Here is a 16,655-nt window from a genome sequence, read left to right on the forward strand (position 1 = left end):
TGTTCGGGCCGGGTTTCGGTTGGGTACCGCATTACGGACGAGGGGTTCCGTACGCGGCTCACCCTGACCTAGATTGCCTGCGCATTGCACAGGTGATCACTGAGGGGACGGAGCCGCCTGATGTCGCAAGCCCCAGAAGCCAGTAGAGGGCCGGTGGTGACGCCGATGCGCGTCGTCATCGGACTCTGTCTCGTAGCGCCCTTCGTTGCCATGCTGTGGGTCGGCTCGTACGCCAAGACCGACCCGGCCTTCATCGGGATCCCGTTCTTCTACTGGTACCAGATGGCGTGGGTGCTGATCTCCACCGCGCTGACGATGATCGCCTACAAGCTGTGGCAGCGTGACCAGCGCGCCCGCTCTGCCGCGAAGGGCGGTGCGTCGGAATGAAGGACGGCGTGAACGGCGTCGCGCTCGCCGTCTTCATCTTCTTCTTCCTGGCCGTGACGGTCATGGGCTTCCTGGCCGCGCGCTGGCGCAAGGCCGAGAACGACAGCCTCGACGAGTGGGGCCTGGGCGGCCGCTCGTTCGGCACCTGGATCACCTGGTTCCTGCTGGGCGGCGACCTGTACACGGCGTACACCTTCGTCGCCGTGCCGGCGGCGATCTACGCGGCGGGCGCGGCCGGCTTCTTCGCCGTGCCGTACACGATCCTGGTCTACCCCCTGATCTTCACGTTCCTCCCCCGCCTGTGGTCGGTGTCCCACAAGCACGGGTACGTCACGACCTCCGACTTCGTCCGCGGCCGCTTCGGCTCCAAGGGCCTGTCGCTGGCGGTGGCGCTGACCGGCATCCTGGCCACCATGCCGTACATCGCGCTCCAGCTCGTCGGCATCCAGGCCGTGCTGGACGTCATGGGCGTCGGCGGTGGCGAGAACACCAACTGGTTCATCAAGGACCTGCCGCTGCTGATCGCGTTCGGCGTGCTCGCGGCGTACACGTACTCGTCGGGTCTGCGGGCGCCCGCGCTGATCGCGTTCGTGAAGGACACGCTGATCTACATCGTCATCGCGGTGGCGATCATCTACATCCCGATCAAGCTGGGCGGCTTTGACGACATCTTCGCCAAGGCGGGCGACGCGTTCAGCCAGACCAACCCGGCGACGGGCGCGCCGCGCGGTGCGCTGGCCCCGCCGGAGACGGGCCAGTGGACCTACGCGACGCTGGCACTGGGCTCCGCACTCGCCCTCTTCATGTACCCGCACTCCATCACGGCGACGCTGTCCTCGAAGAGCCGTGAGGTGATCCGCCGCAACACCACCATCCTGCCGCTGTACTCGCTGATGCTGGGCCTGCTGGCGCTGCTCGGCTTCATGGCGATCGCGGCCGGGATCAAGGTACAGAACGGGCAGCTGGCGATCCCTCAGCTGTTCGAGACCATGTTCCCGGACTGGTTCGCCGGTGTGGCCTTCGCGGCGATCGGCATCGGAGCGCTCGTGCCCGCGGCCATCATGTCCATCGCGGCCGCGAACCTCTTCACCCGCAACATCTACAAGGACTTCATCCGGCCCGACGCCACGCCCGAGCAGGAGACCAAGGTCTCCAAGCTGGTCTCGCTGCTGGTGAAGGTGGGCGCGCTGGCCTTCGTCCTCACCATGGACAAGACGGTCGCCATCAACTTCCAGCTTCTCGGCGGCATCTGGATCCTCCAGACCTTCCCGGCGCTGGTCGGCGGCCTGTTCACGCGCTGGTTCCACCGCTGGGCGCTGCTCGCGGGCTGGGCGGTCGGCATGGTCTACGGCACGGTCGCCGCGTACGGCGTCGCCTCCCCGACCCAGAAGCACTTCGGCGGCTCCGCCAAGGAGATTCCCGGCATCGGCGAGATCGGCTACATCGGCCTCACGGCGTTCGTCCTGAACGTGGTGGTGACGGTCGTCCTGACCTTCGTCCTGAAGGCTCTGAAGGCCCCCGACGGCATCGACCAGACCAAGCCGGAGGACTACACGGCGGACGCGGGCGACCCCGGGGTCCAGGTGGAACTCCCGCCCGCGACAGCAGGTACCTCGCACTAAGGGCCTTCAGGGGCGCGGGGAACTGCGCGAGCAACCACACACAACCGGCAGCGGGCCACCGAGGAGCAAGCATCCTCGGCGGCCCGCTGTCGTGCACACTCACGGACCTCCTGATCCGCCCGGTGGAACCCGCCGAATACGACGAACTCGGCGCCATCACCGCCCAGGCCTACCTTCAGGGCAACCTCCTCGACTTCGGTGACGACGACCCGTACCAGCACGTGCTGCGGGACGTCGCCGCACGGGCGGCCCGTGCGGAGGTCCTGGCCGCGCTGAGGGACGACGGCCGCGTGCTCGGCGGCGTCACCTTCGTCCCGTCCGGCGGCCCCATGGCCGACATAGCCGGCACCGGAGAGGCCGAGATCCGCATGCTCGCCGTCGCACGCCCGAGCGGGACTGGAACCCCCTCCCGCAGCTGACGGACATCACTCTTCTCACCTATGAGTTGACGCTCTGAAACCAGCGCGACACAACATCTGGGGGTGCCGTCCGAACCCGGCACAAGATGTATGCTCATGCTCGCTGTCGCCGCAGGGGAATCCGGTGCGAATCCGGAACTGTCCCGCAACGGTGTACTTGTGCGTGTCTGTTCCCTGGAACGTCGCGCACAGGAGTCAGTCCGAGGACCTGCCGACGGCGCACCCGGCCGCCGGCCGGTGTGCCCTGACGTCCGGGCCTCGTGGAATGGGCCGGTGGACGCGACGCCGTGTGCGCTCGTGTGCTGCCCCCCTGCCCTCGACGAGGCCCCCGTGCCGAGCGAGGGAGAGCCCCACGTGACCATCGCGCCAGCCGATCCGGTCTCAGCCGCCGAAGAAGAGCACGACGGGCCCGGTGCCGCGCTGTTGCGGACCCTGACCGAGCTGACCGCCGACCTCCCCGACACCGACCCCGGCCGGGTCGCCGCCGCCGCGTTGCGCGGCCGGTCGGCGCGGGCCGACGAGGCGGAGTTGCGGGACCTGGCGACGGAGGCCGCGGCCGGTCTGATCTCCGAGGACCCCGCCTACTCCCGGCTGGCCGCCCGCCTGCTGACCATCGGCATCCGCGCCGAGGCCGCCTCCCAGGGCGTCACGTCCTTCACCGAGTCCGTCGCGGTCGGGCACCGGGAGGGCCTCATCGCCGACCGGACCGCCGAGTTCGTACGGCTGCACGCGGCCCGGCTCGACGCCCTGATCGACACCGGCGCCGACGACCGCTTCGGCTACTTCGGCCTGCGCACGCTCCACAGCCGCTACCTGCTCCGGCACCCGATCACCCGGAAGGTCGTCGAGACGCCCCAGCACTTCATGCTGCGCGTGGCGAGCGGCCTCGCCGAGGACGACACCGCGCGCGCACTGGACGAGGTCGCGGCTCTCTACGGGCTGATGAGCCGCCTCGACTACCTCCCCTCCTCCCCCACCCTGTTCAACTCCGGCACCCGGCACCCCCAGATGTCGTCCTGCTACCTCCTCGACTCCCCCAAGGACGAGCTGGACTCGATCTACGACCGGTACCACCAGGTGGCGCGGCTGTCGAAGCACGCCGGCGGCATCGGCCTCGCGTACTCCCGGATCCGCGCCCGCGGTTCACTGATCCGCGGCACCAACGGCCACTCCAACGGCATCGTCCCGTTCCTGAAGACCCTGGACGCCTCGGTCGCCGCCGTGAACCAGGGCGGCCGCCGCAAGGGCGCGGCCGCGGTATACCTGGAGACCTGGCACTCCGACATCGAGGAGTTCCTGGAGCTGCGCGACAACACCGGCGAGGACGCCCGCCGTACGCACAACCTGAACCTCGCGCACTGGGTGCCGGACGAGTTCATGCGGCGGGTGAACGCCGACGCCGACTGGTCGCTGTTCTCCCCCTCGGACGTGCCCGAGCTGGTCGACCTGTGGGGCGAGGAGTTCGACACCGCGTACCGGGCAGCCGAGGCGAAGGGCCTCGCGAAGAAGACCCTGCCCGCCCGCGAGCTGTACGGCCGCATGATGCGCACCCTCGCGCAGACCGGCAACGGCTGGATGACCTTCAAGGACGCCGCCAACCGCACGGCCAACCAGACGGCCGAGCCGGGACACGTCGTCCACTCCTCCAACCTCTGCACGGAGATCCTCGAGGTCACCAGCGACGGGGAGACGGCGGTCTGCAACCTGGGGTCGGTGAACCTCGGTGCCTTTGTCGACACATCGACCGGCGACCTCGACTGGGAGCGGCTGGACGCCACCGTCCGCACCGCCGTGACCTTCCTGGACCGGGTCGTCGACATCAACTTCTACCCGACCGAGCAGGCCGGGCGGTCGAACTCCCGGTGGCGTCCGGTCGGCCTCGGCGCCATGGGCCTGCAGGACGTCTTCTTCAAGCTGCGGCTGCCCTTCGACTCGCCGGAGGCCAAGGCCCTGTCCACCCGTATCGCCGAGCGGATCATGCTCGCCGCGTACGAGGCCTCCGCCGACCTGGCGGAGCGGAGCGGTCCGCTGCCGGCCTGGGAGAAGACGCGTACGGCCCGGGGCGTGCTGCACCCCGACCACTACGACACGGAGCCGGCCTGGCCGGAGCGCTGGGCGGCCCTGCGGGAGCGCATCGCCACGACCGGTATGCGCAACTCGCTGCTGCTCGCCATCGCGCCCACGGCGACGATCGCCTCCATCGCGGGCGTCTACGAGTGCATCGAGCCGCAGGTGTCCAACCTGTTCAAGCGCGAGACGCTGTCGGGTGAGTTCCTCCAGGTCAACTCCTACCTGGTGGACGAGCTGAAGCGGCTCGGCGTGTGGGACGCGCGCAGCCGGGAGGCCCTGCGCGAGGCGAACGGCTCGGTGCAGGACTTCGCCTGGATCCCCGAGGACGTCCGTGCCCTCTACCGCACGGCGTGGGAGATCCCGCAGCGCGGCCTGATCGACATGGCGGCGGCCAGGACCCCGTTCCTGGACCAGTCGCAGTCCCTGAACCTCTTCCTGGAGACGCCGACCATCGGCAAGCTCTCCTCGATGTACGCCTACGCCTGGAAGTCCGGGCTGAAGACGACGTACTACCTGCGCTCGCGCCCGGCGACCCGGATCGCTCGCGCCGCACAGGCCACTGTCCCGGCGCAGGCCACCCCCGACCCCGAAGCGGTCGCCTGCTCCCTGGAAAACCCCGAGTCCTGCGAGGCCTGCCAGTAATGCCCAGCAACCAGAACCTGCTCGACCCCGGCTTCGAGCTGACTCTGCGCCCCATGCGCTACCCCGACTTCTACGAGCGCTACCGGGACGCCATCAAGAACACCTGGACCGTGGAGGAGGTCGACCTCCACTCGGACGTCGCCGACCTGGCCAAGCTGTCACCGGCGGAGCAGCACCTGATCGGCCGCCTGGTCGCCTTCTTCGCGACGGGTGACTCGATCGTCGCGAACAACCTGGTGCTGACGCTGTACAAGCACATCAACTCCCCCGAGGCGCGGCTGTACCTGAGCCGCCAGCTCTTCGAGGAGGCCGTGCACGTCCAGTTCTATCTGACCCTGCTGGACACCTATCTGCCCGACCCGGAGGACCGCGCGGCGGCCTTCGCGGCGGTGGAGAACATCCCGTCCATCCGGGAGAAGGCCTCGTTCTGCTTCCGGTGGATGGACTCGGTGGAGAAGCTCGACCGGCTGGAGACCCAGGCCGACCGGCGCCGCTTCCTGCTGAACCTGATCTGCTTCGCGGCCTGCATCGAGGGCCTGTTCTTCTACGGCGCCTTCGCCTACGTCTACTGGTTCCGCAGCCGGGGTCTGCTGCACGGGCTCGCGACCGGCACCAACTGGGTGTTCCGCGACGAGACGATGCACATGTCCTTCGCCTTCGACGTGGTCGACACCGTCCGCAAGGAGGAGCCGGAGCTGTTCGACGACCAGCTCCGGCAGGAGGTGACGGACATGCTCCGGGAGGCCGTCGAGGCCGAGCTGCAGTTCGCGCGCGACCTGTGCGGTGACGGCCTGCCGGGCATGAACACCGAGTCGATGCGGCAGTACCTGGAGTGCGTGGCGGACCAGCGGTTGACCCGCCTCGGCTTCGCTCCGGTGTACGGCTCCGAGAACCCCTTCTCCTTCATGGAGCTCCAGGGCGTTCAGGAGCTGACCAACTTCTTCGAGCGGCGGCCCTCGGCGTACCAGGTGGCGGTGGAGGGCACCGTCGACCTGGACGAGGACTTCTGAGCCGGCACCTCTTCGCGGGCCTCCTGAGCCTCCCGGATCTGACGGTCGATGCGCCTCTCGCGCACCAGGCCGATCACGGACGGGAGGATCAGGAGGACCAGGATCCCGAAGGTGGCGGTCAGTCCGATCAGTGCTTCTACCTGGTTGCTGTTCATGGACACCACTGTCGCGCCGATTGCTCCTTACCGTCAGTGGCAGTACTGCCGTAGACCCTCGAATTACTGCCAAGGGCGAGGCACACTGGACACATGCTGCAGAACGTGGCCGTCGCCCTGCTCGACGGCGTGAACCCCTTCGAACTGGGTGTGGTGTGCGAGGTCTTCGGCACCGACCGGAGCGACGAGGGCCTGCCGGTGTACGACTTCGCCGTCGCCTCGGCCGAGGGCCCGGTGCTGCGGATGAACTCGGGCTTCTCGCTCCACGCCGAGCACGGCCTGGAGCGGCTGGAGACGGCCGACCTGATCGCCGTGCCGGCCGGGCACAGCTACGCGCACCGGGACTTCCCGCCGGAGCTGCTGGACGCCCTGCGGCGCGCGGTCGACCGCGGCGCCCGGGTGCTGAGCGTCTGCTCCGGCGTCTTCGTGCTGGCCGCGGCCGGGCTGCTGGACGGCCGCCGCTGTGCCACGCACTGGAAACACGCCCAGGACCTCGCCCGGCAGTACCCGCGCGTGGCCGTGGAGCAGGACGTGCTCTACGTCGACGAGGACCCCGTGATCACCTCCGCCGGCACGGCCGCCGGCATCGACGCCTGCCTGCATCTGGTCCGCAAGGAACAGGGCTCCGAGGTCGCCAACAAGATCGCCCGGCGAATGGTGGTGCCCCCGCACCGCGACGGCGGCCAGGCCCAGTACATCGAGCGCCCGCTGCCGCAGCCCGAGGCCGACACGATCGGCGAGGTGCTGGCGTGGATGGAGCGGCACCTCGACGAGGAGGTCACCGTCGAGCAGCTCGCCGTCCGCGCCCACATGTCGCCGCGCACCTTCGCCCGCCGCTTCCAGCAGGAGACGGGGACGACTCCCTACCGCTGGATCCTGCGCCAGCGCGTTCTGCTGGCCCAGCGGCTGCTGGAGGCGACGGACGAGACGATGGACGCGATCGCCGGCCGGACGGGGTTCGGCAACGCGGCGGCGCTGCGCCACCACTTCGTCCGGGCGATCGGGACGACACCGAACACCTACCGGCGCACGTTCAGAGGCCCCGAAGCGGCCTGAGGTACCGGGCCTGTCACCTCCGCACCGGCCGCAGCCGCAGGTCGTGCGGCCGGAGCGTGATGCCGACCCGCGTGGCGGCGTTCGAACCGGCCACCTGCTCGAAGCGGTAGCGGGTGGCGAGCGCCGCCGTGATCAGCGTCAGCTGCGCCATCGAGAAGTGGTCGCTCGGGCACTTGCGGTTGCCCGTGCTGAACGGGCTCATGGCGTGCTTCGGGATGTCCTTGACCCGGTCCGGGAGCCAGCGGTCGGGGTCGAACTCCAGGTTCCGCTCGTACGACCGCGCATCGCGCTGGATCGCGTACGGGCTGTAGACGATGTCCGCACCGGCCGGAATGCGGTATCCGCCGAGTTCCGTGTCCCGTACCGCCCGCCGCGTCAGAATCCAGACGGCGGGACGCAAACGCATCGCCTCCACGACGACATTGTTGGTGTGCCTGAGGTTCCGGACGTCCTGGAATGCCACCGGCCTCCCCCCGGTGACGGCTTCTACTTCGTCGCGCACCTTGTCCGCGTGTTCGGGATGTTCCGCGAGCATGTGCAAGAGCCACATGATCGTGGATGCGACCGTTTCGCTGCCTGGGGTGAGGATTGCGACGACCTGGTCGTGGATCTCCTGTTCCCCGATGGGGTCGCCATTGTCGTCCTTCGCCTCCAGCAATGCCGTCAGCAAATCGTTCGGTTTTTGACCGGATGCGCGGCGCTCGGCGACGATCTCGTCGACCAGGAGATGCAAATCGGCCAAGGCCCGGTTGAATTCGCGGTTGGCAGGCAGCGGCAGCCTGTAGAGCGGTCCGAGCGGCACCACCATCCTCCGGTACATCCCGCGGAAGACGGTGGCGAGCGCGACACACAGCCGCTCCGCCCGCTCGTCCATGAAGTCGCCGCGCAGCAGGCAGCGGGCCGCGACGCGCACGGCCACCCGGAAGGACTCGGAGGTGCAGTCGATGGTCTCCCCCGGCTTCCAGCGCTCGGTCAGCGCGTGCGCCTCCTCCTCCATGATCGGCCCGTAGGCGGGGATGGCGTCGAGCCGGAAGGCGGGCTGGATGGTGCGCCGCTGACGGCGGTGCACCGGGCCGTTCGCCGTGGCCACGCCCTCCTTGCCGAGCAGGCCCTCCAGGGACTCCCACAGCGGCCCGGCGATGATGAAGTCGTTGCTCAGCGCGAGGGCGCCGGTGAGCTCCGGGGTGGTCACCGCGTACAGCGTCTTCGGCCCGAGTTTCAGACGGACGACGTCGCCGTGGTCCCGCAGCCGGGACATGAACGTCAGCGGGTCGCGCGCCAGCCTCCAGCCGTGCCCGAGGAAGGGCACACCGCCGCCCGCCCGGGGCGGCTCACGCAGCTCGGGTGCGAGCGGGGCCTCGGGCCGCACAGACTCGACGGTCATTTCTCACCTGCCGCTTCGTTGTTGACGTACGGGGGCGTGGACCGGTCGTCCCAGCTGTCGACCCTGTACCGGCCGGACTCGTGATGGAACCAGTAGACGGAACTGAACCAGTTCCGCATATTGCTCAGACAGGCCCGCACGGCGGCGCTCAGTTCCTTTCCCCGCACGGTGCCGTCGGCGAGGTCGTCGGCGAACCGTATTGCCTCCTCTTCGGCGTCGAGGAATTCCGATATGCAGGTCTCGACACGGCGCCGGACTTCCACGACCGCCTGTTCCAGGGTCAGCCCCTCATGGGCGATGAGGCTGATTCCGAGATTGTGCACCTCGTCGCCCGCTATTTCCTTCGGCAGCGAGCAGAGGTCGTTGTACCAGGCGGCGAACTCCTGGCTCAGCAGTGCAGCCCGCCGATATGCCGGGTGTTTCCGCACGGGGTCCGGGAGTTCGCAGCCCGCGGCCGGCTCCAGCAGGTCCGTCCAGATCCAGTGGGCGAAGGTGAGCCGGCGCAGTCGGAGGTATTCCTCGACCGTGGGCACGATTCCTCGGGTGCGGTTGTGGAACTCCCGGTCGTACGCGTCGATCACCGCGTGGAAGTGCCGGCCGAACCGGAGGTTCCACGTCTGCGGCAGGAACGCGTACAGCCGCGACACGCTGTCCGCGAACCCGGCCACCAGTGGGTCCTCGTGGTGCAGGTGCTCCACGGGCGCCTCGAGTGCCGAGTGCAGACGGTCCCGCAGCCGCCGCCAGGCGACCGGACGGCCGTGCACGATGTCCCGGTCGTGGCGGTCGTCCCAGACGAAGAACCAGGCGCTGTAGTCCGCTATGGCCTGCATGACCTCGTCGGAGGCGCCGATGTAGTACCCCGCCATGAGGTCCGTGTAGCACAGGCCGTCGGCATATTCCTCCACCTTGTCCGCGGGCATGAGCCGCTTTTCGAGCAGCCAGGCGCGGGTCTTCTCCTGGCACTTCGGCCAATACGCGTGGAGTTGCCGGGTAAACGCCGCCTCGATCACCGGGAGAGAGAGCGACGGTGGAACTGCGATCGCGGTCGGTGTCGATGTGGTGCCGTGTGACAAAGCATGCACGAACTAACCCCTCTCAGCCGCCAGTTGGCGCGAGCGCCCCTCCCTTCGTGCCGGGCGTGCGCCGTTGCATACCCCGCTCATCCCATTCAGCACCACAACTGACCGTTCTGGGAACGTATTTGCTTCATTCACTACCCCACAGTGCCGGGAACCTCCCGTTGTGTGACGGGCACCGGATGGCACCGGATCGCAGGGAGAGCAGATGCGATCGAACGTGCGACGCACAGACGAACGGAACGGACGAACGGCGCCTGTTCGGGATGGGAAACCCGAACAGACGCCGTTCTCCTGGTGAGGCTGAGGTGAGGCCGATGCCTCAGTCGTTGGCCACCACGGGGTAGCGGGGCTCGTTCTCGGCCATCTGCCGCAGCGCGTCCTTGCGTTCCCGCTTGGAGAGCCGGTCGATGTACAGGTAGCCGTACAGGTGATCCGTCTCGTGCTGCAAACACCGAGCGAAGTATCCGGTGCCGCGCACCTTGATCGGGTTGCCCTTCTCGTCCTGCCCGGTCACCTCGGCGTAGTCGGGCCGGGCGAGCGGCGCGTACGCGGTGGGCACCGACAGACAGCCCTCGTTGCTATCGTCCAGCCGGCGCTTCTCGGCGGGCAGTTCCACGAGCTTGGGGTTGCAGACGACACCGGTGTGCCGGACGCCCTCGTCGTCGGGACAGTCGTAGACGAAGACCTTCGCGTCGACGCCGATCTGGTTGGCGGCCAGGCCCACGCCCTCAGCGGTGCGCTGGCTGGCGAACATGTCCGCGACGAGCTGCTGGAACTCGTCGCCGAAGTCGGTGACGTCCTTGCACTCCTTGTGCAGCACCGGGTTCCCGACCACCGTGATCGGCCGCGAGGTCCCCCGCTCCCGCCAGGCCGCCTCGCGCTCCTCGCAGTCCTCCGTGTCGATCACGTACCCCTCGTCATCGACGGGAAGCACGCCCGCACGCTGCTGATCGGTGTCCTGCTGAGCCATGACGTTATGTACGCCTTCCTGAACCAAACCGGGCTGAGATGCTGATACAGGGTACGCGGGTATCGGATGCCGTTTTCGGGGGCGCGGGGAACTGCGCGACCAGCCACGACGCACCCGCGCCCGACAACGGCGCTAGCACACCTCTTCCAGATCCCGCCAGTCACGAGAATCCGGGCTGTCCGCCACCCACCCGTCCAAAAGCCCCCTGACCAGCGAAGCCGGCGCAGCCAACCCGCACTCCCGCTCCGGCACCCACAGCTGCCCGTCCGTCCGGTGCCCCAGCGGCCCGGGATGCCCCGGCTCACTGTGATCATGCGGGTCCAGATGCTCCCCGTCACCCTCGTCCGACGGCATCCGTGACTCCGAGCACATCCGGCACAGCAACCGCACCGAAGAGGACCAGTCCTCCGCGGCGAACCCGGCGTCCGCCGCCAGCTGCTCCAGCGCGTCCCGGTCCGACTCGGTCGCCGCCTCCAGCAGCACCACCCAGGTCGGCACCGGGGACGGCGCCCACAGCTCGATCTCGTCGAACACCGGGTACGTGTGCCCGGCGGCCGTGCTCCGCTCCCCGTGCGGAACGCCGTCGTGCAGGACGACCTCACCCCAGCGCCGCCCCGACGACGGCAGCGGAATGGACAGCACCTCGATCCGCGCGGGATCCAGCCGCCGCCCCCACACGACCTCGGCCTCCCCCTCCGGGGACAGGCGTACGGCCGCGCTGCCGAGGTCCATGCCGAGGGGCTCACCGGCGTCGTTGGCGGCCCCCGGCACCCTCAGTCCGTAGGCCTGCCAGGCGCGCCGGGCCAGCGGCCAGTCCTGGAGGCCGGTCGCGGCGATGCCGACGTTCCACCAGTCGGGCGCACCGGTGTCCCGGTCGAGCAGGGCCACGGCCCTGAGGCCCGCCGCCCGCGCCTGCTCCCAGTCGTGCCGGAACTTGTGCAGCAGGGCGAGGTTGAACCAGGACTCGGAGAGCCACGGCTCCAGATCGGCGGCACGTGTCAACAGTGCGCCCGCGTCCTCGTACCGGCCGTCGCCGATGAGTGTGAACGCCCGGTCCGTGGCCTGCCGCCAGGAGGCGGAGGGCCGGTGCCGTCCCTTGCCGAAGATCCTCACGATTCCCGCCTGCCAGTTCCGTGCGGTGGGCTGGCCGTAGCTGTGTTGCGAGCCCCCGGACACCTTCTTCTTCGCATCCAACCACGTACGGCCTCGAGGGCGCTCATTACCCATGGGTTACCCAGCCACGGGCAGGGTCAGACTGCTCCTTGCCAGTACGCGGGCCAGTGATTCCACCACCTCCGGGGCGTACTCCCCGGCGGTGGCGAGCCGGAGTTCCTCCAGCGCCGTCAGCGGCCCGCCGGGACCACCTTCCCTGGACTTCTCCTCGTACGCATTCACCGCCCGGACGATCCGCGCGGCGAGCGGCTGCTCGGCGTAGGGGTCGGCCTGCCGCTCCACGACCACGGCGACCGCCTCGTCGACGCCCGTCTGCCGTACGACGGCTCCGCCGAGCAGTGCGATCCGCCGCTGTTCCGCGGCGGGCAGGCCGGCGGTGGCGCCTGCCGGGACCGGGTCGACGAGGCTCAGCTGGCCGATGTCGTGCATGAGCGCGGCGTACTCCAGCACCGTCAGCTCGGGTTCGGTGAGGCCCAGGTCACGCCCTACCGCCTGGCTGAGCGCGGCCACCCGCCGGGCATGTCCGCAGGGGGTGTATCCGGCGACCTCGGTGGCCCGCGCGAGGGAGGCGATGGTCTGCCGGTAGGTCGCCCGGACGGCGGCGTACCGGCGGAAGGACATCTGGGCGAGCAGCAGGGGCACGGAGAAGACGGGCAGCGCCCACAGGCCCACCACGGCGACCGCCAGCGCCATCACCGCGCCCGTGGCGATGACGGCGGACCCGATACCGAGTACGGCGCGCAGCTCGTCGCGCAGCACGGGTCCGAAGGGCCAGCCGGTGCGGGAGTGGGCCAGCGCGGCGGCGAGCACCGCGTCGCACACCGCGGTCAGGGACAGCAGCGCGAGCAGCAGCAGCGCATAGGCGGGGCCGCCCCAGTGGTCGAACATGCCCCGGTTGTACGGCGGCTGGAAGCACAGGGCGACGAATCCGACGGTGAGCATCCGGCGGGCCAGGTGGTCGAGCGTGGGCCCCTGGCCGCGGGCGACGTGCGGCACACTGCCGAGCAGCGAGGCTGCCAGGACGACGGCGACGGCCTGGGTGACGCCGTGGTGCGTGGGCCGGCCGCCGGCCTCGCCGAGCAGCGCGTACGACAGGGCCGCGGCGGCGCCGAGCGGTGCCGGTTCCCTGACCTGCGCCCCGTTGCGCCGGGTGAGTTCGCCCACGGTGACGAGGAGGCCGAAGGCGAGGGCGACCCGGCGTTCCTCCAGTCCGTTGTAGAGGGTGGCGGCGAGGGATCCGGCGGCGAGGAGGGCGGCACAGGCGTGCGCGAGGGTGAACAGCGGGGGCGGCCGGTAGGCGCTCATCGGTGTGCTCCCGGCCTGCTGGAGACGGGTGCGCCGGGCTGCGGGACAAGGGGCGTGTGGACGTCGTCGGCGGTGACGGCGGGGCGCCATCCCACCCGGCCGACGGCCTCCACCAGCGCCGCGACCATCACCGGGTCGAACTGGCTGCCGGCGCACCGCTCCAGCTCCGCCAGGGCCACCGCGACGGGGCGGGCGCGGCTGTAGCTCCGGGTGGAGGTCATCGCGTCGAAGGCGTCCGCGACCGCCACCACCCGTGCCGATTCCGGGATCTGACGGCCCAGCAGCCCGTAGGGGTACCCGCTGCCGTCCAGCCGCTCATGGTGGTGGAGTACGGCGGCGCGGGCCTCGCCGAGGAAGCCGATGCCCCGCACCATCTCGTGCCCGTACTCGGGGTGCAGCTCGATCACCCGCCGCTCCTCGGGCGTCAGCGGCCCGTCCTTGCGGAGCAGCCGGGTGGGCACGCCGAGCTTGCCCACGTCGTGCAGGATCCCGGCGAAGCGGAGCACCTCGACGCGCTCGTCGTCCATGCCCAGCTCGCGGGCGATCATCATGGACGCCTGCCCGACGCGTTCGCTGTGCCCGCGTGTGTAGCCGTCCTTGATGTCGACGGCCTGGACCAGGGCCCGGATGGTCGCCTGGTGGGCGGCCCGTTCCCGGTGGTACTGCGCGAAGGCCCACCAGGAGACGCACATCGGCAGCAGCACGAGCAGCGCGGCCACGGGCCCGTACGGGCTGCGCCACAGCACGGCCATCATCAGCCCGGCGAGCCCGTGCACGGCGATCGGCGCCAGGGAGCGCTCCACCAGCCCTCGCCAGGCCCGCCGCACCGGCGCCCGCTCCGCCACGACCAGGATCCCGCCGTCCAGCAGCGCGAGCACCAGGCAGAAGGCCAGCACGGCCGCCCCGGCCGGTCCGAGCGCGTAGGGGACGTCACCCGCGGCCACGGCGTCCCGTCCGCCGAGCTCCGCGTGCACCCGGGCCGCGGTCCACACGCCGAGGACGAGCTGGGCCGCCCGCCAGATCCGCCGCAGTGCCACCGGCCGCTGTCCGACGTGCGAGAGCAGCGCACCGGGCACCGCCACCAGGGCGGCGGCGGGTGCGGGCAGCAGGAAGGCACCCGCGAGCAGTACGGGGTAGAAGGTCCCGGCCGGGTGGGAGATCCCCACGAACCGGGACCGGGCGACACGCTCACAGCCGGCGTACAGCGCGGCGAGCAGTGCGACCGCCCACCAGGGGGTGTGGGTGCCCGGCGGTGGCAGCAGGCAGAGCAGGGCGGCTGCGGCGACACAGGCGACATACACACGTGTCCGCGCCGGTACCGCTTCCATGAGCCCCTCCCCGGCCATGTCCGTCAGGCCCGGAGCCTAGGACGCCGGTGGGGGCTCCGCGGGCAGACAGCCCGCGGGTTAGCACGTTCGGGTGACGCCTTCGGTGATGACTACCCCCTCGGGAGGGGGGTAGTTGAAAGGCGCGGGAGTGTCAGGACTCCGTCGGCGTGGCAGGCGAGGCGGTGACGTCCTTGTCGGGGACGGCCTGGCCGGAGCGGATCAGGTCGATCCGCCCCATGACCTTGGCGCGCAGGTCACCCGGCACGTCGTCATGTCCGCAGCAGCGCTTGACCAGCTTCTTCACGGCCTGCTCGAGCCCGTACTTCTCGAGGCAGGGCGAGCATTCCTCGAAGTGGTGCTCGAACTTCACGCAGTCCGAGTCAGGCATCTCACGGTCGAGGAACTCGTAGAGATGATCGAGGATTTCGCTGCAATCCGTCTCGTGCGGCTCTCCGCAGCTCATGACCCCGAGCCTTTCGCTTCGTTCGACTCTCCGGCGCCGGCCGGAACCATCCCGCGGTCACGGGCGTAGTCCTCCAGCATGCCGCGCAACTGACGGCGACCCCGGTGCAGCCGGGACATCACCGTGCCGATGGGTGTCCCCATGATGTCGGCGATCTCCTTGTAGGCAAAGCCCTCGACGTCCGCCAGGTACACGGCGATGCGGAACTCCTCGGGGATCGCCTGGAGCGCTTCCTTCACATCCGAGTCGGGCAGGTGGTCGAGCGCCTGCGACTCCGCGGAGCGCAGACCCGTCGACATGTGCGACTCGGCACGGGCGAGCTGCCAGTCCTCGATCTCCTCGGCCGCGCTGCGCTGAGGTTCGCGCTGCTTCTTGCGGTACGAGTTGATGAAGGTGTTGGTGAGGATCCTGTACAGCCACGCCTTGAGGTTGGTGCCCTCGCGGAACTGGTGGAAGGACGCGTACGCCTTGGCATAGGTCTCCTGCACCAGGTCCTCGGCGTCGGCCGGGTTGCGCGTCATGCGCAGTGCGGCCGAGTACATCTGGTCGAGGAACTCGAGCGCGTCCCGTTCGAAGCGCGCACTGCGCTGCGCGGCCGTCTCGGCGGCCGTGCCGCCCTGGCCCTCGGGCTGCTCCGCCTGGCCGTGTTCGGTCCCTGCGTCGGTCCCTGTGACCGGACCCACCTCCTCAAGTGTTCTCGTGAGACCGAAAGCGGTCTCACCCGAATCGGAGGATAGACGACGATCCGGCCCGCCCGCCGCCCGAATCGGGGCGGTCCTGGCCGCGTGCAGCACCGTCCAGTCCAGGTCGGCACGGCTGCTGCGGCTCGGGCAGATGGTCGAACCCATGCGGCGGACTCCCTCTCCTACGACGTCGGTGCTGGTCTCCAGCACGTACGTCCCGCACAACAGTGTCCGGCGCCCCGGCATTCCCGAAGCTTTACCCGAGTGAGCCGGTCCACTCCACGACGGCGTCCGTGATGAGCGCCACGGCCTCCTCCTGCGTGAGCTCGGCACGCTTGGGCACGGCGAAGCCGTGATCCCCGTACGGAACCTCCACCAGCCGGTACGGCCCCTCGGGGAACTCCTGCGGCTTGCCGAACGGGTCGTTCCCGCCCTGGACGACCAGGGTGGGCACCCCGGACCCCAGCAGTTCGTCCGCGCGGGACTTCTCGGGCCTGCCCGGCGGGTGGAGCGGGAAGCTGAGGGCGAGGACGGCGTGGGCGCCGAGCTCGGTGGCGGTACGGCAGGCGACCCGGGCCCCGGCGCTGCGCCCGCCGGAGACCACCGGCAGTCCGGACTGTGCCAGCGCGGGCCAGATGCCGCGCCAGCCGACGTCCAGGGTCTTCGGCGCGGGCGCCAGCTTCTTCCCCGCGACCCGCCAGGGCTGCTCCACCCGGGCGACGGTCACGCCGTGGGCGGGCAGGACCTCGGCCAGGGACTTCAGGTCCCGGGCCTCGATGCCGCCGCCGGCGCCGTGGCTGACGGCGAGCACCAGCCGTGCCTTCCTCGCCCGGTGCCAGGTGATGCGGGCGGGGCCGGTCTCGGTCTCGACGGTCTCGGTGGTCGTGCTGGTCACCTTTGTCACATGCG

15 protein-coding genes, 1 pseudogene and 1 riboswitch are annotated in these 16,655 nt (G+C 70.0%); of the genes and pseudogenes, 6 read left to right on the top strand and 10 right to left on the bottom strand.

All coding sequences use genetic code 11. From position 1 onward, the window contains the following. Nucleotides 1–120 precede the first annotated feature (120 nt). The 5 genes and pseudogenes from ABZ016_RS33590 to ABZ016_RS33610 all read left to right on the top strand — a co-directional run bounded on the left by ABZ016_RS33590 (nt 121) and on the right by ABZ016_RS33610 (nt 6,150). The gene (locus tag ABZ016_RS33590) at nt 121–387 is read left to right on the top strand and encodes a DUF3311 domain-containing protein (RefSeq protein ID WP_356920478.1); all 267 of its coding nucleotides are present in this window, start codon (nt 121–123) and stop codon (nt 385–387) included. Next, on the top strand, nt 384–2,009 hold the full coding sequence (gene mctP / locus ABZ016_RS33595) for a monocarboxylate uptake permease MctP (protein WP_356920479.1): 1,626 nt from the start codon (nt 384–386) through the stop codon (nt 2,007–2,009). The genes ABZ016_RS33590 and mctP overlap by 4 nt, the downstream gene beginning before the upstream one ends. An 86-nt stretch (nt 2,010–2,095) precedes the next feature. Next, nucleotides 2,096–2,466, top strand: a pseudogene (locus tag ABZ016_RS33600) (hypothetical protein). Between the two features lie 77 nt (nt 2,467–2,543). Further along, nucleotides 2,544–2,637: riboswitch (cobalamin riboswitch) on the top strand. Between the two features lie 145 nt (nt 2,638–2,782). Continuing rightward, the gene (locus ABZ016_RS33605) at nt 2,783–5,140 is read left to right on the top strand and encodes a ribonucleoside-diphosphate reductase subunit alpha (protein ID WP_356920480.1); all 2,358 of its coding nucleotides are present in this window, start codon (nt 2,783–2,785) and stop codon (nt 5,138–5,140) included. Then, on the top strand, nt 5,140–6,150 hold the full coding sequence (locus tag ABZ016_RS33610) for a ribonucleotide-diphosphate reductase subunit beta (protein WP_356920481.1): 1,011 nt from the start codon (nt 5,140–5,142) through the stop codon (nt 6,148–6,150). Before ABZ016_RS33605 ends, ABZ016_RS33610 begins: the two co-directional genes overlap by 1 nt. On the opposite strand, the gene ABZ016_RS33615 is transcribed toward ABZ016_RS33610, so the two are convergent. After that, a complete protein-coding gene (locus ABZ016_RS33615; protein ID WP_199825691.1) occupies nt 6,063–6,305 on the bottom strand; it encodes a hypothetical protein in 243 nt (80 codons plus the stop codon). The genes ABZ016_RS33610 and ABZ016_RS33615 overlap by 88 nt on opposite strands. A 93-nt stretch (nt 6,306–6,398) precedes the next feature. Here ABZ016_RS33615 and ABZ016_RS33620 point away from each other — a divergent pair, with 93 nt between their 5' ends. Beyond that, nucleotides 6,399–7,361 carry a helix-turn-helix domain-containing protein gene (locus ABZ016_RS33620; protein ID WP_356920482.1) on the top strand — a complete coding sequence of 321 codons (963 nt, stop codon included), beginning with the start codon at nt 6,399–6,401 and terminating at the stop codon, nt 7,359–7,361. Nucleotides 7,362–7,374: 13 nt separating this feature from the next. Here the strand turns inward: ABZ016_RS33620 and ABZ016_RS33625 are convergent, their stop codons facing one another. From ABZ016_RS33625 to ABZ016_RS33665, 9 genes are all read right to left on the bottom strand, one after another. Continuing rightward, complete coding sequence (locus tag ABZ016_RS33625) at nt 7,375–8,745, bottom strand: cytochrome P450 (RefSeq protein WP_356920483.1); 1,371 nt, start codon at nt 8,743–8,745, stop codon at nt 7,375–7,377. Further along, entirely contained in the window at nt 8,742–9,827 is a 1,086-nt protein-coding gene (gene cyc1, locus ABZ016_RS33630) for an epi-isozizaene synthase (protein WP_356920484.1), read from the bottom strand. Before cyc1 ends, ABZ016_RS33625 begins: the two co-directional genes overlap by 4 nt. 316 nt (nt 9,828–10,143) lie before the next feature. Next, complete coding sequence (gene def, locus ABZ016_RS33635) at nt 10,144–10,794, bottom strand: peptide deformylase (protein ID WP_345660325.1); 651 nt, start codon at nt 10,792–10,794, stop codon at nt 10,144–10,146. A 132-nt stretch (nt 10,795–10,926) separates the two neighbouring features. Then, nucleotides 10,927–11,907, bottom strand: a complete 981-nt coding sequence (locus ABZ016_RS33640) for a hypothetical protein (RefSeq protein WP_356920537.1) — start codon at nt 11,905–11,907, stop codon at nt 10,927–10,929. Nucleotides 11,908–12,024: 117 nt separating this feature from the next. Then, nucleotides 12,025–13,272 carry an HD domain-containing protein gene (locus ABZ016_RS33645; RefSeq protein WP_356920485.1) on the bottom strand — a complete coding sequence of 416 codons (1,248 nt, stop codon included), beginning with the start codon at nt 13,270–13,272 and terminating at the stop codon, nt 12,025–12,027. Further along, nucleotides 13,269–14,600, bottom strand: coding sequence for an HD-GYP domain-containing protein (locus ABZ016_RS33650; RefSeq protein ID WP_356920486.1), 1,332 nt, complete (start codon nt 14,598–14,600; stop codon nt 13,269–13,271). The genes ABZ016_RS33645 and ABZ016_RS33650 overlap by 4 nt, the downstream gene beginning before the upstream one ends. A gap of 151 nt (nt 14,601–14,751) precedes the next feature. Beyond that, nucleotides 14,752–15,063, bottom strand: coding sequence for a mycothiol system anti-sigma-R factor (gene rsrA / locus ABZ016_RS33655; RefSeq protein WP_003992846.1), 312 nt, complete (start codon nt 15,061–15,063; stop codon nt 14,752–14,754). Continuing rightward, the gene (gene sigR, locus ABZ016_RS33660) at nt 15,060–15,746 is read right to left on the bottom strand and encodes an RNA polymerase sigma factor SigR (RefSeq protein WP_356920487.1); all 687 of its coding nucleotides are present in this window, start codon (nt 15,744–15,746) and stop codon (nt 15,060–15,062) included. Before sigR ends, rsrA begins: the two co-directional genes overlap by 4 nt. Before the next feature lie 256 nt (nt 15,747–16,002). Next, nucleotides 16,003–16,650: an alpha/beta family hydrolase gene (locus tag ABZ016_RS33665; protein WP_356920538.1), complete on the bottom strand. Its 648-nt coding sequence runs from the start codon at nt 16,648–16,650 to the stop codon at nt 16,003–16,005. Nucleotides 16,651–16,655: the final 5 nt, after the last annotated feature.

The organism is Streptomyces sp. NPDC006372, from assembly GCF_040612515.1.
Taxonomy (GTDB): Bacteria; Actinomycetota; Actinomycetes; order Streptomycetales; family Streptomycetaceae; genus Streptomyces.

Bases quoted from the DNA above. Each gene is read 5' to 3' on its own strand.
- ABZ016_RS33590 (WP_356920478.1), top strand. From the start codon at position 121: ATGTCGCAAGCCCCAGAAGCCAGTAGAGGGCCGGTGGTGACGCCGATG.
- mctP (WP_356920479.1), top strand. From the start codon at position 384: ATGAAGGACGGCGTGAACGGCGTCGCGCTCGCCGTCTTCATCTTCTTC.
- ABZ016_RS33610 (WP_356920481.1), top strand. From the start codon at position 5,140: ATGCCCAGCAACCAGAACCTGCTCGACCCCGGCTTCGAGCTGACTCTG.
- ABZ016_RS33615 (WP_199825691.1), bottom strand. From the start codon at position 6,305: ATGAACAGCAACCAGGTAGAAGCACTGATCGGACTGACCGCCACCTTC.
- ABZ016_RS33620 (WP_356920482.1), top strand. From the start codon at position 6,399: ATGCTGCAGAACGTGGCCGTCGCCCTGCTCGACGGCGTGAACCCCTTC.
- ABZ016_RS33625 (WP_356920483.1), bottom strand. From the start codon at position 8,745: ATGACCGTCGAGTCTGTGCGGCCCGAGGCCCCGCTCGCACCCGAGCTG.
- def (WP_345660325.1), bottom strand. From the start codon at position 10,794: ATGGCTCAGCAGGACACCGATCAGCAGCGTGCGGGCGTGCTTCCCGTC.
- ABZ016_RS33645 (WP_356920485.1), bottom strand. From the start codon at position 13,272: ATGAGCGCCTACCGGCCGCCCCCGCTGTTCACCCTCGCGCACGCCTGT.
- ABZ016_RS33650 (WP_356920486.1), bottom strand. From the start codon at position 14,600: ATGGAAGCGGTACCGGCGCGGACACGTGTGTATGTCGCCTGTGTCGCC.
- rsrA (WP_003992846.1), bottom strand. From the start codon at position 15,063: ATGAGCTGCGGAGAGCCGCACGAGACGGATTGCAGCGAAATCCTCGAT.